The 15,027-nt window shown below is 46.7% G+C and carries 16 protein-coding genes; all 16 read left to right on the top strand.

Going from position 1 to position 15,027, the window contains the following annotated elements; all coding sequences use genetic code 11:
- Window positions 1-41: 41 nt before the first annotated feature.
- The 16 genes from Q335_RS0100320 (at window position 42) to Q335_RS0100395 (ending at window position 14,989) form a co-directional block, all read left to right on the top strand.
- Entirely contained in the window at window positions 42-1,019 is a 978-nt protein-coding gene (locus Q335_RS0100320; RefSeq protein WP_028356907.1) for a beta-ketoacyl-ACP synthase III, read from the top strand.
- A 31-nt stretch (window positions 1,020-1,050) separates the two neighbouring features.
- Entirely contained in the window at window positions 1,051-1,989 is a 939-nt protein-coding gene (fabD, locus tag Q335_RS0100325) for an ACP S-malonyltransferase (protein WP_028356908.1), read from the top strand.
- A gap of 9 nt (window positions 1,990-1,998) precedes the next feature.
- The gene (gene fabG, locus Q335_RS0100330; protein ID WP_028356909.1) at window positions 1,999-2,745 is read left to right on the top strand and encodes a 3-oxoacyl-ACP reductase FabG; all 747 of its coding nucleotides are present in this window, start codon (window positions 1,999-2,001) and stop codon (window positions 2,743-2,745) included.
- A 251-nt stretch (window positions 2,746-2,996) separates the two neighbouring features.
- On the top strand, window positions 2,997-3,239 hold the full coding sequence (gene acpP, locus Q335_RS0100335) for an acyl carrier protein (RefSeq protein WP_028356910.1): 243 nt from the start codon (window positions 2,997-2,999) through the stop codon (window positions 3,237-3,239).
- 241 nt (window positions 3,240-3,480) lie between these two features.
- A complete protein-coding gene (gene fabF / locus Q335_RS0100340; RefSeq protein WP_028356911.1) occupies window positions 3,481-4,716 on the top strand; it encodes a beta-ketoacyl-ACP synthase II in 1,236 nt (411 codons plus the stop codon).
- Window positions 4,709-5,140: a hypothetical protein gene (locus Q335_RS0100345; protein ID WP_028356912.1), complete on the top strand. Its 432-nt coding sequence runs from the start codon at window positions 4,709-4,711 to the stop codon at window positions 5,138-5,140. Before fabF ends, Q335_RS0100345 begins: the two co-directional genes overlap by 8 nt.
- Entirely contained in the window at window positions 5,133-5,732 is a 600-nt protein-coding gene (gene rpoE / locus Q335_RS0100350; protein WP_028356913.1) for an RNA polymerase sigma factor RpoE, read from the top strand. Before Q335_RS0100345 ends, rpoE begins: the two co-directional genes overlap by 8 nt.
- A 22-nt stretch (window positions 5,733-5,754) precedes the next feature.
- Window positions 5,755-6,462 (top strand): sigma-E factor negative regulatory protein, encoded by a 708-nt coding sequence (locus Q335_RS0100355; RefSeq protein WP_028356914.1) that lies wholly within the window; start codon window positions 5,755-5,757, stop codon window positions 6,460-6,462.
- A 54-nt stretch (window positions 6,463-6,516) separates the two neighbouring features.
- On the top strand, window positions 6,517-7,515 hold the full coding sequence (locus tag Q335_RS0100360; RefSeq protein WP_028356915.1) for a MucB/RseB C-terminal domain-containing protein: 999 nt from the start codon (window positions 6,517-6,519) through the stop codon (window positions 7,513-7,515).
- Between the two features lie 30 nt (window positions 7,516-7,545).
- Window positions 7,546-9,096: a Do family serine endopeptidase gene (locus Q335_RS0100365; RefSeq protein ID WP_028356916.1), complete on the top strand. Its 1,551-nt coding sequence runs from the start codon at window positions 7,546-7,548 to the stop codon at window positions 9,094-9,096.
- Between the two features lie 81 nt (window positions 9,097-9,177).
- Entirely contained in the window at window positions 9,178-10,971 is a 1,794-nt protein-coding gene (lepA, locus tag Q335_RS0100370; RefSeq protein ID WP_028356917.1) for a translation elongation factor 4, read from the top strand.
- 9 nt (window positions 10,972-10,980) lie between these two features.
- Entirely contained in the window at window positions 10,981-11,856 is an 876-nt protein-coding gene (gene lepB / locus Q335_RS0100375; protein WP_028356918.1) for a signal peptidase I, read from the top strand.
- Complete coding sequence (gene rnc / locus Q335_RS0100380; protein WP_028356919.1) at window positions 11,853-12,611, top strand: ribonuclease III; 759 nt, start codon at window positions 11,853-11,855, stop codon at window positions 12,609-12,611. The genes lepB and rnc overlap by 4 nt, the downstream gene beginning before the upstream one ends.
- A gap of 37 nt (window positions 12,612-12,648) precedes the next feature.
- Window positions 12,649-13,539 (top strand): GTPase Era, encoded by an 891-nt coding sequence (era, locus tag Q335_RS0100385; RefSeq protein ID WP_028356920.1) that lies wholly within the window; start codon window positions 12,649-12,651, stop codon window positions 13,537-13,539.
- Window positions 13,532-14,161, top strand: coding sequence for a DNA repair protein RecO (gene recO / locus Q335_RS0100390; protein WP_028356921.1), 630 nt, complete (start codon window positions 13,532-13,534; stop codon window positions 14,159-14,161). Before era ends, recO begins: the two co-directional genes overlap by 8 nt.
- Before the next feature lie 258 nt (window positions 14,162-14,419).
- Window positions 14,420-14,989, top strand: coding sequence for a TMEM165/GDT1 family protein (locus Q335_RS0100395; protein ID WP_028356922.1), 570 nt, complete (start codon window positions 14,420-14,422; stop codon window positions 14,987-14,989).
- The last annotated feature ends 38 nt before the right edge of the window (window positions 14,990-15,027 follow it).

Here is a 15,027-nt window from a genome sequence, read left to right on the forward strand (position 1 = left end):
CCTTGCCGGCACTGGGCAACGGTCTTTTGTGGAGTTTATTAATGAGTCTATATGCCAAAATCATAGGTTCAGGCAGCGCTTTACCCGAAAAATGCGTCTCTAACGACGAACTGGCCGCACAACTGGCCACTCAGGGTATCGAAACTTCCGATGAATGGATCCGAACCCGAACGGGTATTAAACAACGCTATTTAGCGGCGCCTGAGCAAGAAACCAGTGATTTGGCAGCAAGCGCCGCTAAACAAGCACTGCAAAGTGCCGGTGTACAAGCCAGCGATGTCGATCTCATTATTGTGGCCACCTCGACCCCCGACCATATTTTTCCAAGCACGGCGTGCATGGTTCAAGCGAAATTAGGGATTAGTGGCTGTGCATCGTTTGATGTACAAGCCGTATGTAGCGGTTTCGTGTATGCCTTGACTACCGCCGATAGCTTTATTCGGGCAGGTAATGCCAATTGTGCGCTGGTGATTGGCGCCGAGGTATTTTCTCGCATTCTCGATTGGCAGGACCGTAGTACATGTGTCTTATTTGGCGACGGTGCTGGTGCAATGGTTCTCAAGGCCGATAAGCAGCCGGGCATTAAGGCGACTCAACTCAATGCTAACGGTTCACTCTATCCCATTCTCAATACCGAAGGCCGTGTGGAACATGGCCATATTGTCGGTGATCCCTTCCTCCGCATGGATGGCCAGGCCGTCTTTAAAACAGCAGTGTCGGTACTCGATCAGCAAGCGCGAGAGGTCTGCCAAAAGGCGCAACTCGATGTCGAGCAAATCGATTGGATGGTGCCACATCAAGCTAACGAGCGCATTATTTCCTTCTTAGCTCGTAAACTACACTTGCCATTAGAGCAAGTAGTGATCACTGTGAATCAACACGCTAATACTTCTGCGGCCAGTGTGCCACTCGCCTTCGATGTGGCGCAAAGAGACGGCCGCCTCAAAACCGGTCAGCATGTCTTGTTACAAGGAGTAGGGGGCGGTTTTACTTGGGGCTCAGTGCTCGCTCAACTATAATTTAGACTCATCATTTAAAAGGGGTAAATGTATGACAAAAGTCGCGTTTGTTTTTCCAGGTCAAGGCTCACAAAGTATCGGTATGATGGATGCTTGGGCTGATAACAAAGTGGTACAAGCGGCCATCCAAACCGCCTCTGAAGCACTTGGGCAAGATCTTGCGTCCCTTATGGCACAAGGCCCTGAAAGTGATTTAAATTTAACGACGAATACGCAACCCGTCATGCTTAGTGCTAGTGTGGCTATGTATCAAGCCTGGCTCGAGATGGGAGGTCGTGTCCCTGAGGTCATGGCGGGACATAGTTTGGGAGAATATTCTGCCTTAACCGCTGCTGGCAGTCTCGATTTAGCCAGCGCTGTCAAGCTCGTACGCGTTCGCGCGGATGCCATGCAACAAGCCGTACCGGTGGGCACAGGCTCGATGGCGGCTATTTTGGGTCTCGATGACGATACGGTTTTGCAAGTGTGTGAGCAAGCGGCACAAGTTCCCGAAGTTGTCGAAGCCGTCAATTTTAATGCACCTGCACAAGTCGTGATTGCTGGTCATGTCGACGCCGTTGAGCGCGCGTGTCACTTAGCTAAAGAAGCAGGTGCGAAACGCGCCTTGGTATTGCCGGTATCAGCGCCGTTCCATTCCTCCTTACTCAAGCCTGCGGCGGCTGTCTTACAAGACGCCTTAGCGCAGATCAATCTAGCGGCCCCTAAAGTCCCAGTCATCAATAATGTTGATGTCAAGATCGAGCAAGAACCTGCTAAAATTGCAGACGCGTTAGTACGCCAAGCTTGGCATCCAGTACAATGGGTCAAAACCATTCAAGCCATGAAAGCTCAAGGTATCACCCATATTGTTGAATGTGGTCCAGGTAAGGTCCTCACCGGTTTAGTTAAACGTATTGATCGCGATCTTACGGCGCTTACGATTAACGATCCAGCCTCTCTGCAAAACGTATTGCAAACTTTAAACTCCTAAGGAATGACAATGTCAGAACCCGCTCCTCTGAAAGATAAAATTGCTTTAGTGACTGGTGCAACGCGCGGTATTGGTAAAGCCGTGGCACTAGAATTGGCACGACAAGGCGCTCGTGTGGTCGGCACCGCTACCTCTGAGGCCGGTGCGCAAGCCATTAATCAATACTTAACCGAATTTTCTGGTCGAGGCGTCGTCCTTGACGTGACTGATAGTCAAGCTTGCGACGATTTATTAGCGGATCTTGCTAAAGAGGGCGGTCCGCATATTTTAGTGAATAATGCGGGTATTACTCGCGATAATTTAGCAATGCGTCTCAAGGACGATGATTGGTCAGCAGTGATCGAAACTAATCTCAACTCGATTTTCCGTTTGAGCCGTGCCGTCATCAAACCCATGATGAAGGCTCGTTCTGGTCGTATTATCAATATCACCTCGGTCGTCGCCTCTATGGGTAATCCAGGGCAAGCGAATTATGCCGCTGCCAAAGCGGGGGTTGCGGGTATGTCACGAGCCCTAGCACGTGAACTCGGTAGTCGCAATGTCACCGTCAATTGCGTGGCGCCTGGCTTTATTGATACGGATATGACGCGGGCTTTGGGAGATGAGCAAACCGACGCCTTGCTCAAACAAATTCCGTTGGCACGTTTAGGTAAGCCCGAAGATGTGGCCCATGCTGTGGCCTTTTTAGCAGGTCCAAATGCGGCTTATATCTCTGGCACAACATTGCATGTCAACGGCGGTATGTACATGATTTAGCGCCAAATTGCGTTAAAATTAGCATTTATTCGTGGTATGAAACTACACAAGGATTCAAAAAATCAAGTTTCTTGCAAAGAAAAGATGTTTTTAATGAATCTTGTAATAAATTTTTATAAAATGCTGTATTGTTTTTAAACAGTATTTTATTTTTTGATACTTAAATGATGTTTTAAGTATTCGCTTTTTTCTTATAACTCATCCGAGTTCAATTGATAACTTATAGGGCAAAGCCCAAATTGGAGAATTACATGGACAGCATCGAACAACGTGTTAAGGCAATTATTGCAGAACAACTAGCAATTAAAGACGAATCAGAAATCAAAAATGAATCTTCTTTCCTTGACGACCTAGGTGCAGACTCTTTGGATATGGTTGAATTAGTTATGTGTCTAGAAGACGAATTCGAAACTGAAATCCCAGACGAAGAAGCTGAAAAAATCACTACTGTTCAACAAGCTATCGATTACATCGAAAAAAATAGCAAAAAATAATTACATTACAATGGCTCTTTTCTAGATTGGAACTTTGTACCAAGGATGAGAGCCATTTTTACGTCATTACGATAAGCCGCGCTTGCTCGTTGCGGTGACTAGTTCTACGACTAGATCTGTTGATGCAGCTCGCTGTATCTGCACGTAACGGTTATTTTCTTTGCTTTTTACGTACAGCTCACACAGCTTGTATAGTTAATTTTTATTTCTAGCTACCAAGCTGGGGATACTGGAGTTTTTTGTGAAAAAACGTGTCGTCATTACAGGTTTAGGTATTGTCTCCCCTGTAGGTAATACCATTCAATCTGCATGGGACAACCTTATTAACGGTCGTTCTGGCATTAGCAAAATCAGCCGCTTTGATGCGAGTAATTTTAGTTCTCAGATTGCGGGTGAGGTCAAAGACTTTGATATTACCCAATACATCAGTGCCAAAGAAGCCAAACAAATGGATACCTTTATCCATTATGGGATTGCTGCTTCGCTTGATGCTTGGCGCGATTCAGGCCTCGAAATCAGCGCAGAAAACGCCGATAGAGTCGGTGTTATTGTAGGCTCTGGCATTGGGGGGTTACCACGCATCGAAGAAACCCAAGCTGATTACCTCAAAAAAGGCCCACGCCGCATCAATCCATACTTTGTACCGGCGTCTTTAGTCAATCTAATTTCTGGTCAACTCACGATTCTTTTGGGAGCCAAGGGCCCGAGCTACGCCGTCGTTTCTGCTTGTACCACAGGTTTGCATTCTATTGGTGATGCTGCTCGTATCATCGAATATGGCGATGCCGATGTCATGGTGGCTGGTGGTGCAGAATCTACAGTTTCTCCTCTAGGTATTGGGGGCTTTGCGGCGATGCGTGCTTTATCGCAACGTAATGACAGTCCAGAGACAGCTTCACGTCCTTGGGATATCGATCGTGATGGTTTTGTCTTAGGTGAAGGCGCGGGCGTCTTAGTCCTTGAAGAGTACGAACACGCCAAAAAACGTGGTGCCAAGATTTATGGTGAGTTTGTTGGCTATGGTATGAGTTCAGATGCGCATCATATTACGGCACCTAATAGCGACGGTCCACGTCGTGGTATGCTTAATGCAATGCGCAACGCCGGTATTAATCCAGAGCAAATTCAGTATGTGAATGCGCATGGCACCTCGACGCCACTCGGTGACAAAAACGAAACAGCGGCGCTTAAACTTGCCTTGGGTGAGCATGCCCAAAACGTCGTGGTAAACTCTACCAAATCAATGACAGGCCATTTATTGGGGGCTGCCGGTGGTATTGAAGCTGTCTTCACGACTTTAGCGGTTCATAATCAAGTATCACCACCGACCATTAATATCTTTAACCAAGATCCTGAATGTGATTTGGATTATTGTGCTAATCAAGCGCGTGATGTAGCCATTGATTATGCCTTATCTAATTCATTTGGCTTTGGTGGTACCAATGGCTCAATGATTGTTAAACGTTTTAATGACTAATGATGCAAAGCAAAGACTAGACAAGATATGGCAGCAAACGCTGCCACTTGTGCCACTTAAATACCAGAACTTAGTGGTTACCAGTCTAGTCTTTGTTTCTGTACTCAGTATTTTTAATTACGAAGTTGCCGCTGTTATGGCGGCGCTAACGCTTTTAAAGCAATCCACTCAACTCTCTACCGAGCCGCCCACCTTGCTGTTACAAGCACAGCGTCAATGTCTTTTAATCCGCCAGGGTCAGGCCTCGGCTTATCACATCCACAAAATTCGTTGTAGCTTTACGTGGTGTCATCTCGTTTTGCGCGATCCACTAAGCCAACGTCAATCTTCCTTTATCTTTAGTCTCTGGCAATGGTCGCCCGAACAACAACGACGTTTTCGTGTGCTATATCATTATTTGCGACAGCAGGGTGCCCATGACTGAAGCCAACCAAGACACACTCTGGGTTACACAGGCGCAACAGGGTGATAAAAAAGCCTTTAGCCTCCTGATGCTTAAATACGAGCAACGGATTTTACGTTTGCTCTCACGGCTATTGCGCAATCCTGCCGATGCCGAAGATGTAGCCCAAGAAACCTTTATAAAGGCCTATACCGCCTTGCCGCGTTTTCGCAGTGATAGTTCTTTTTATACTTGGCTGTATCGTATTGCCGTCAATACCGCCCATAATCACCTCAAAAAAGGCAAACAAAATCTACATCTAAGTGCAGAGTTTGCCAACCAAGATGGTGAAACTTTTAACAAGATCAATACTCTAACAGATGAGGAAACCCCAGAGACACAACTCATCAACCAAGAGATTGTGCAGACGGTTAACCAAGCCATAGAACAATTATCCGATGAGTTGCGCGAGGCCATTGTGCTGCGTGAGCTCGAAGGCATGAGCTATAAGCAAATTGCCGATGTTCTCGATTGTCCCGAAGGGACAGTACGCTCTCGGATTTTCAGGGCCCGAGAGGCAATTGCCAAAGCTCTCAAACCCGTATTAGACACAACAGGTAAGCAACGATGGTAATTTTTCTTAATAAGGTTCTGCTATGAATACGCGCCCAAGCACCTGCTCTGAGCCCGAAAGTTTTAGTGCCTTCATAGATAATGAGTGCTTTGATTTTGATCCTATAGCACTCAATGCACAGCAGCAGGAGAATTGGTATACCTACCATTTAATTGGTGATGCACTACGTAGCCAATCGGCCAATGTCGTGTGCAGCAGCCAATTTGTAGCGCGCTTGCATAGTGAACTCGATAAATTACCTTGCCACCACAAGACGGCACAAGCAGAATCGCAAGCCGTCCAGCTGAGCCAATTACAAAAAGCTAAATGGCGATTTTTTGGCACTAAGGCCAGTGACGCCAGGCCTAAAATTTTTGCCTGGCTCGGTTCAGGTGCGATGGTGACGGCGGTGCTGGCCTTAGTCGCGGTGATTATTAATCAAGGGGCCCATACTGAGTCTAGTCGCTCAGACGCTGTGTTAGCCGCTCATCAAGCGGATGCTGTGAGCGATGAGGCGCCTGAGGTTTTGGTAAAACGTGCCAGTCCGGCGGTGGCAGCTTTTATGAATAATCACCCTGATTTACCTGAATTATTGCAGTCGTCAATGCCAGCGGATTTACAATCCCTACCGTTTTCAAGACCGTCAGAAATGGTGGGTTTAGGTCAATATCCTTATAACCAATATATCCGTGCTCACACCCAACGCTCAGGGCATTTGCCTTTTGTTGAAACCAGCTATGCGACACCATAATAGGGACATGGCTTATGCGTAGATCATATGATTTTTTAGTCTTTGGAGCGCTGCATGAATAGCTCACTCGCTAAGCTGAGTCAGTACGTCTTGATGCTCGTGTTAAGCTTTAACGCTACCTTGACGCTGGCTGCAGAGCAGTCACTGAGTCGCGAACAATTAGTGCAAGAGTTACAGGCCATTCAAAAGGCGGCCACCGCCACTAATTATCAAGGGGTCTATGTCGCTCAGGATCCAAATCACGATTTGCAAGTCAGCAAGATTGCCAATCGCACCGATCAAAGCGGTTTGCAGCGTCGGGTGCAACATCTTAATCAGTGGGCCCAAGAGGTATTGCGTCATAACCAACGAACTCTGCATTTATTTCCTAAACAACGCCAAATCTATCAGCAGGCGGCCGATGACAGCGAATTTCCGGGGTTGCTTTATTTACCTGCTGAGCATATTGCTCATTATTATCGTGCCACTGCCTTGCCCAACGCAGAACGGGTGGCTAATACCCCTTGCCAAGCTTATCTAATTGAACCTGTCGATCAACAACGATATGGCTTTCGGCTTTGTGTTGACCCCCACAGCCACCTCTTACTTAAATTTCAAAGTTTAGACCAAGCCCATCAACCGATTACACAAATGCTTTTTAGTGAGTTAAACCAGAGCGGTGTCATCGCTGCACAGGACTTGCAATCAGACTATGATTATCATGATTGGCCAGAGCAAGCATTGCCGTCATTCGATGCCTACAGTCGCTATTTCAAATTTAGTTTAGCGCCCGGGTTTCAAATTGTTGCAAGTCTGCATATGATGGTAACGAATCAGGCTGGAACCAAACAAGCTGTAGAGCAACTAACAGTCACAGATGGTTTAGCGAACTGTTCGCTTTTTATCCAAAAAGCGAGCAAGCAAGATCCCTTTTATACAGAACATATGGCTGTAGAGGATGGAATCAATGTCTATAGCCAAATAAAATCGGGTTATCTCATCACCGCGATGGGGGCTTTACCACTATCGACCTTGGCGGCGATGGTTGAGTCAGCGCAAGCGACTCGTCACTAGCCAAAAAATTGTTAATAATAAAGGAATAGTATGAATTTTAAGAAAAGCGTATTGTTTGCCGTTTTAAGTCTTAGTTTATTCAATGTTGGCCTAGCCAATGCCGAGGAAACGGGAATCAATTCCGTCCAAGCTAATGTGGCGAACGCGCCTGCCGTCAACCCGCAAGCGCCATTAGTGACGGGTTTGCCAGACTTTACGCAAGTGGTCAAGGCCACCGAAAACGCTGTGGTGAATATCCGTACCGAAGAAACATTGAGTCGTCGTGGGCTAGGAAGTTTTGCGCCAGGACAGGACCCCGATGAAATTTTCCGCTTCTTTTTTGGTCCCGAGTTTGATAATTCACCGTTTTTTGGACAACAAGGCCCTTATCATCGCGCCAACCCTTATGATAGACAGGCCCCTAAACCTAACCCTGACGAAGAAGAAAGAACAGTCCCTTCTGGCGTAGGTTCTGGGTTTATTATCTCTGAAGACGGTTATATTATCACCAATAATCACGTTGTTGATGGTGCCTCCAAAATCATTGTGAGTCTAAACGATGGCAAAGAATACAAAGCCAAAGTCATTGGTACTGATAAGCGTACAGATATTGCCTTACTAAAAATAGAAGCTAAGCATTTGCAATCGCTCAAAATCGGTCATGCTGGTGATTTGCAAAAAGGTCAATGGGTGCTAGCCATTGGCTCGCCTTTTGATTTAGATTCGACAGTAACGGCGGGTATTGTTAGTGCGATTAATCGAGATACGGGAGATTATTTACCCTTTATTCAAACCGATGTGGCCGTTAATCCGGGTAACTCAGGCGGTCCATTAATCAACCTCAAAGGCGAAGTGGTAGGGGTCAACTCACAAATCATTTCACGCAGTGGCGGCTTTATGGGGGTGTCCTTATCGATTCCTATTGATGAAGTCATGAAAGTCGTTGAGCAACTCAAAGCCACCGGCAAAGTCACACGTGGTCGAATTGGTGTCTCAATTTCTGAAATTCCCAAAGAAGTCGCCGAAACGCTTAATCTGCCAAATAGCAATGGTGCCTTAGTGGGTAATGTTGAACCCCAAAGCGCCGCCGCTAAAGCGGGCGTCCAAGCAGGTGATGTCATCCTTAGTTTTGATGGGCAAAAAATCAATAAATGGAGTGATTTACCACGTATTGTCGGTCAAACTAAACCCGGCAAAAAAGTGCCTATGCAAATCTGGCGTCGCGGCAAGGATCAGACGCTAGACATTACCGTCACTGCCTTGCAAGATCCAAGTGGCCTAGCACAAGCAGGATCTAACGCCGATGGTCAGAACACGCCAACCACGGCCGATCGTTTTGGTTTAACTGTGTCTGATTTGACGCCAGACATTGCCCAACGAGCGAATGTTAAAGGGGGTGTGGTGGTCCGTAGCATTACACCAGAAGCCCAGCAACAAGGCTTAATGACAGGGGATATTATCTTGGCTGTCAATAACCAAGAGGTGGTCAATAGTGAGCAGTATCTTAAAGCCGTCAAGGCCTTAGCCAAAGATAAACTCGCGGCACTCCTGATTCGTCGTGACAATACGACCCAGTGGGTCACTATTAAACCCAAAAAATAAAGTACAATAAAAGCATTACGCTAATTTAAAAGGGGGCGCTGCGCGCCCTTTTTTGTATTTCTTAAATCAATTACAAACCTAATGCAAAATATCCGCAATTTTTCTATTATTGCTCATATTGACCACGGTAAATCGACCTTAGCCGACAGATTAATTCACCGCTGCGGTGGTCTTGATGACCGCGAGATGTCACAGCAAGTGCTTGATTCAATGGACATTGAGCGCGAACGCGGCATCACCATTAAGGCGCAAACAGCCACCCTAGACTACAAAGCCAACGATGGTCAAACCTATCGACTCAATCTGATCGATACTCCAGGGCATGTTGACTTCTCCTATGAGGTGAGTCGCTCCTTATCTGCCTGTGAAGGGGCACTATTAGTGGTCGATAGCACGCAAGGGGTAGAGGCACAAACCGTAGCTAACTGTTATACCGCCATTGAGCTCGATGTCGAGGTCATTCCGGTACTCAATAAAATGGATTTGCCTTCAGCTGACCCCGAAGCGGCCCAACAAGAAATCGAGGACGTGATTGGCATCGATGCTTCACAAGCCGTTAGAGCCAGTGCCAAGACAGGCATGGGGATTGATGAAATTCTCGAAGATATTGTCACCAAAATTCCACCTCCTAAGGGTGATCCAGAGGCGCCGCTGCAAGCGCTGATTATCGACTCCTGGTTTGATAATTATGTAGGCGTAGTGGTGTTAGTGCGTGTTGTCAATGGCACGATTCGCCTCAAAGACAAATTGCATTTTATGGCCACGGGCTCGAGCCACCTGTGTGAACAAATGGGGCAATTTCGCCCCAAAGCGGCCTCCTGCACTGAGTTATCCGCAGGTAATGTAGGTTTTTTGATTACAGGTATTAAGGATCTCAAGTACGCCAAAGTCGGCGATACCATTACCTTGGCTAATCAACCAGCTGAGCAGCCGCTACCAGGCTTTAAGGAAGTCAAGCCACAAGTATTTGCTGGCATTTATCCAGTCGAAAGTAGCGAATATGATCAACTCCGTGATTCCCTCGAAAAACTACAACTGAATGATGCCTCGTTAATGTTTGAACCTGAGGTCTCGCAAGCCTTAGGCTTTGGTTTTCGTTGTGGTTTTTTGGGGCTTTTACACATGGAAATTGTCCAAGAACGGCTCGAGCGCCAGTTCGATATGGACATTATCACTACAGCGCCATCGGTCATTTATGAAGTGATTAAACATGATGGCGAGTTGATCCAGGTTGAAAGCCCATCTCGTATGCCTGATGTTGGCGAAATCCAAGAAATCCGCGAGCCAATTGTCAATGTCACTTTATTTATGCCCCAAGACTATGTGGGCCCAGTGATGACCTTGTGTAATAGCAAGCGCGGCATCCAAACCAATATGGTCTATCACGGCCGCCAAGTGCATTTAAATTACGAAATGCCGCTATCAGAGATTGTTCTGGATTTTTTTGATCGCCTAAAATCCGTCTCCCGTGGTTATGCCTCTATGGACTATGAATTTTTGGAGTACCGCGCTGCGGATGTGGTGCGAGTGGATTTACTCATCAATGGCGACAAAGTCGATGCCTTGTCAATGATTGTGCATCGTAGTATGGCTCGCTATCGTGGTCGCGAAGTCGCCGCCAAGATGCGCGGCTTGATTCCCCGCCAAATGTATGACGTAGCCATTCAAGCGGCCATTGGGGCCGAGATTATTGCCCGCGAAAACGTCAAAGCTTTGCGCAAAAACGTCTTGGCCAAATGCTATGGCGGTGATATCACCCGCAAGAAAAAACTCCTAGAAAAACAAAAAGCCGGCAAGAAACGCATGAAACAGGTCGGTACCGTAGAGATCCCGCAAGAAGCGTTCTTAGCCATCTTGCAGGTCGAGGACAAATAAGGAAACGACATGAGTGCAGATTTTGGCCTAATCCTCTTTTGTATTCTGGTGGTAATGTTAGCCATCATGCTGTTGGATCAGCTTTTTTTCAAAAAACAGCGTCTGCCGCGCAAGCAGGCTTATGAGCAAGCAAAACAAAACCCAGGGCAGAGCGGTGCCTATAGCCAAGTGGGCAAACCCACAGTGCTCGATAAGATCATCGAGATCGCCTATGGTTTTTTTGGGGTGGTGTTGCTGGTTTTTGTGCTGCGCTCATTTGTCGCTGAACCCTTTAAAATCCCTTCGGGCTCGATGTTGCCGACCCTACAATCGGGCGATATGATTTTGGTAAACAAATTCACTTATGGTATTCGTTTGCCAGTCATTAATCAGAAAATTATTGATATCGGTGCACCTGAGCGCGGTGATGTGGTGGTTTTTAGATTTCCGCCAGATCCTAAGGTTGATTACATCAAGCGCGTGGTGGGCGTGCCAGGCGATGAGGTGCATTATGACAATGCGACCAAAACGTTGCAGCTAAATGGCCAGACAGTAGCGCAAAAGCCACTTGGTGATTACATCAAACCCGAGCAACAAGCGGGTGCGGCGCAAAGATTCGCAGAGCAACTTGGAGAGCATGAGCATGATTTACTCAAGCTTCCAATCAATACAGTCGCCGCGCCAGAGCAAGATTTTAGTGGCGACATCCAAAACTGCCACTACCAAGACCAAGGGTTTACGTGTAAAGTGCCTGAGGGGTATTATTTTGTTATGGGTGATAATCGCGACAATAGTCGTGATAGTCGGTTTTGGGGCTTTGTACCTGACCAAAACTTAGTCGGCAAAGCATTCTTTATCTGGATGAATTGGCAGGGTGAATTCAGTCGTTTAGGTTCCTTCAAATGAAATTAGATCAATTTGAGACCAAACTAGGTTATCAATTTAGCAAACAAAGCCTTTTACAACGTGCGCTTACGCACCGTAGTTATGGTCACAAACACAATGAGCGTTTAGAGTTTTTAGGGGATTCGATTCTTAACTTTACCGTGGCTATGTTGCTTTTTAAACAGCTCACAACGGTCGATGAAGGTGACTTGTCTCGAATTCGCTCTAGCTTAGTCAATCAAGGGACGCTCGCCAACCTGGCCAATCAACTGCAGATGAGTGAAGTCCTGCGCCTGGGTGAGGGTGAGCTCAAAAGTGGTGGCTTTAAACGTCCATCTATTTTGGCGGATGCGCTCGAGGCGGTCTTTGCAGCGATTTATCTCGATAGTGATATGGAACATGTCCAAAAGGTCATCAGCGACTTATATCAACCCCTGTTGGCTAATTTAGATGTCAAAACCGCAGGCAAAGACAGTAAAACCCTGTTGCAAGAGATCGTTCAAAGCCAGCATATGGCCTTGCCCCAATATGCCATCATTGAAACTCGAGGCGAAGCCCATCACCAAGAGTTTATTGTGCAGTGTCGTTTACCACAATTTGACATTGTCACAGAGGCCAGCGGCTTGAGCAGGCGCCAGGCCGAGCAAGATGCCGCTAGCGCCGCCATTTCTAAAATTCAGGGCTTGCTGGCTGATCCCACCACTTCAAAAAAACATCGTAAAGTGAGCCAACTGAGTTTAGCCGTTGCCACCCGACAGGAGCCAAGCCATGACTGAATCGCAGGATCAACAGTCCTCAGCCAGCTCAACAGATATGCAAGAACCGCACACTCGTTGCGGTTTTGTTGCAGTCGTAGGGCGCCCTAACGTCGGCAAATCTACCCTTACTAATGCCCTGGCAGGTAGCAAGGTGTCGATTGTCTCACGTAAGCACCAGACGACGCGACACCGTATTCATGCGGTGTTGACACAAGGTGATCATCAATTCGTCTTTGTCGATACGCCGGGTTTTCAGACCCGTCATCAAAGTACGCTCAATAGCATGATGAATCGCGTGGTCACCCAGACCTTGGGCCAAGTGGATGTAATCTTACATTTGGTTGAAGCCAATAAATGGTCGGCTGGCGATGAGCAGATTTTGCCTTTGTTACCCGCTAACAGCAAATGCATTTTAGTGATTAGCAAAATTGATGAGGTCAAAGACAAAAATTCCTTATTTGCCTTTGTTCAAGGGATTGTCCAAAAATATCCATATGAGGCCGTCGTACCTATCAGTGCTCTCAAAGGCATTCAAACTGACGTATTGCTGTCGGAAATTGCCAAGTACTTACCGGCAAGTGAATTTATGTTCGAAGCCGATGCCTTGACCGACAGACCGGTGCGCTTTTTGGCTGCAGAATTAATCCGTGAAAAAATCTTCCGATTGGTGGGAGATGAATTACCTTATGCCTGCACCGTGGTCATAGAAAAGTGGCAGCAACTAGATCAGGGCGTGCACATCAATGCCTGCGTCATCGTCGAAAAAGAGGGCCACCGACCCATCCTATTAGGCGCCGGGGGTCAACACATGAAACGAATTGCCACAGAAGCCCGCCAAGACATCAAAGAACTGCTGGATCAGCCCGTATTTTTAGAAATTTATATCAAGGTCCGCAAAGGCTGGGCTGACAAAGTCTCATTGCTCAAAGAATTGGGCTATGAATAAGCCATTAGCGCCGTCACACCGCCACTTTCGGGTGAGTGAAGCGCCAGGTTATTTGCTGCATGCCATGGCTTGGAGTGAAACCTCGTTAATCACTCGCATTTTTACCAAGGATCATGGCTTGCAGACCATGGTTGCTAAGGGGGCGAAACGACCTTATTCGACGCTGCGACCTATTTTGTTGCATTTTCAACCCTTGTTATTGTCTTGGTCTGGCAAAAACGAAGTCAAAACCCTCACAAAGGCTGAACTTAACGGCATCTGCTTTCTTAAAGGCCGTTTACTCATGTCCGGTTGGTATATGAATGAGCTGCTGTTGCACTTTTTGGCTTTGGAGGATGCGCATCCGCGCCTGTATGAGGCGTATGAACTGAGTCTTCAAGCCTTGGCACAAGGGGAGGAGGCTGAAGCCAGTATACTAAGACGGTTTGAATGGATTTTGCTCGAAGTCTGTGGTTATGGTACAGAGCAAGCCATGCCGGACTTTAAAGATCCCCAGAAGACCGTGTATTGGCGCCAGCAGTTAAGACAACGCATCGATCGCCAAATCGATAATAAGCCCATGCGCACACGGCAAGTGTTACAGTCTTTTCGGGATTTAGATATCCCTAAAATAAAATCATAATCATTTACCAAGCCCTTGTGATTGCAAGGGTTTTTCTTTGATTTATCAATTCTTTTGCTAAAATTACCTTTCTTCTTAAGGGAGTAGTTGTTCGGAAACGAAGCAATGGTCAACATATTTGCCTTCTGGCATGGTCATTGCGTCTGTTAGCGCATTGCAAGCAATGTGGGCAGATTAACGAGACTTAAGACATTAATCGCAGTGCAACGTGGGGCCTGTGGCTAATGTCTAAGTTTCGACCCACAGGTATTTTTTGTAATGGATGCTTTATTTTCTTCAATAGGGGCCGTATTTCTGGCCGAAATTGGTGACAAGACACAACTACTTGCTCTTTTTCTTTCACTGCGTTTTGCCCAAAAACACATGATTGTCTTGGGCATTTTCCTATCCTGTCTGATTAATCACCTCGTCTCTGCCTATTTAGGTGTGTGGCTTGCACAATGGCTGCATGGACCAACACTGACCTGGATTCTTGGTATTAGCTTTATTCTGATTGGGCTCTGGCTCTTAAAACCCGATAAGGCCGAACGTCCCGATGATAGTCAATTTCACAAATACGGCGTCTTATTGACCACGATTATCCTCTTCTTCTTGGCTGAATTGGGGGACAAAACACAAATCGCTACTGTGATTTTAGCGGCCAAATTTCAGGTCGTGACCCCCGTGGTGCTGGGTACTACCATTGGTATGCTATTAGCGAACGCTCCTGTAGTTTATTTAGGTGGCTGGTTAATGGGTAAGCTGCCCTTCAAGACGATACGAATAGTCGCTTGTATCCTATTCTTATTATTAGGCGTGTGCACGCTAAGTTCCTTGCTCTTCAGATAAGCGAGGATTGGCCACAAAAAAGCCCCCAAATGCGATGG

The organism is Brackiella oedipodis DSM 13743 (assembly GCF_000621025.1).
In the GTDB taxonomy this organism is placed as follows: Bacteria; Pseudomonadota; Gammaproteobacteria; order Burkholderiales; family Burkholderiaceae_B; genus Oligella; species Oligella oedipodis.

Coding starts and splice junctions, on each gene's coding strand:
- Q335_RS0100320 (WP_028356907.1), top strand. CDS start 42: ATGAGTCTATATGCCAAAATCATAGGTTCAGGCAGCGCTTTACCCGAA.
- fabD (WP_028356908.1), top strand. CDS start 1,051: ATGACAAAAGTCGCGTTTGTTTTTCCAGGTCAAGGCTCACAAAGTATC.
- fabG (WP_028356909.1), top strand. CDS start 1,999: ATGTCAGAACCCGCTCCTCTGAAAGATAAAATTGCTTTAGTGACTGGT.
- acpP (WP_028356910.1), top strand. CDS start 2,997: ATGGACAGCATCGAACAACGTGTTAAGGCAATTATTGCAGAACAACTA.
- Q335_RS0100345 (WP_028356912.1), top strand. CDS start 4,709: ATGACTAATGATGCAAAGCAAAGACTAGACAAGATATGGCAGCAAACG.
- rpoE (WP_028356913.1), top strand. CDS start 5,133: ATGACTGAAGCCAACCAAGACACACTCTGGGTTACACAGGCGCAACAG.
- Q335_RS0100355 (WP_028356914.1), top strand. CDS start 5,755: ATGAATACGCGCCCAAGCACCTGCTCTGAGCCCGAAAGTTTTAGTGCC.
- Q335_RS0100360 (WP_028356915.1), top strand. CDS start 6,517: ATGAATAGCTCACTCGCTAAGCTGAGTCAGTACGTCTTGATGCTCGTG.
- Q335_RS0100365 (WP_028356916.1), top strand. CDS start 7,546: ATGAATTTTAAGAAAAGCGTATTGTTTGCCGTTTTAAGTCTTAGTTTA.
- lepA (WP_028356917.1), top strand. CDS start 9,178: ATGCAAAATATCCGCAATTTTTCTATTATTGCTCATATTGACCACGGT.
- lepB (WP_028356918.1), top strand. CDS start 10,981: ATGAGTGCAGATTTTGGCCTAATCCTCTTTTGTATTCTGGTGGTAATG.
- rnc (WP_028356919.1), top strand. CDS start 11,853: ATGAAATTAGATCAATTTGAGACCAAACTAGGTTATCAATTTAGCAAA.
- era (WP_028356920.1), top strand. CDS start 12,649: ATGCAAGAACCGCACACTCGTTGCGGTTTTGTTGCAGTCGTAGGGCGC.
- recO (WP_028356921.1), top strand. CDS start 13,532: ATGAATAAGCCATTAGCGCCGTCACACCGCCACTTTCGGGTGAGTGAA.
- Q335_RS0100395 (WP_028356922.1), top strand. CDS start 14,420: ATGGATGCTTTATTTTCTTCAATAGGGGCCGTATTTCTGGCCGAAATT.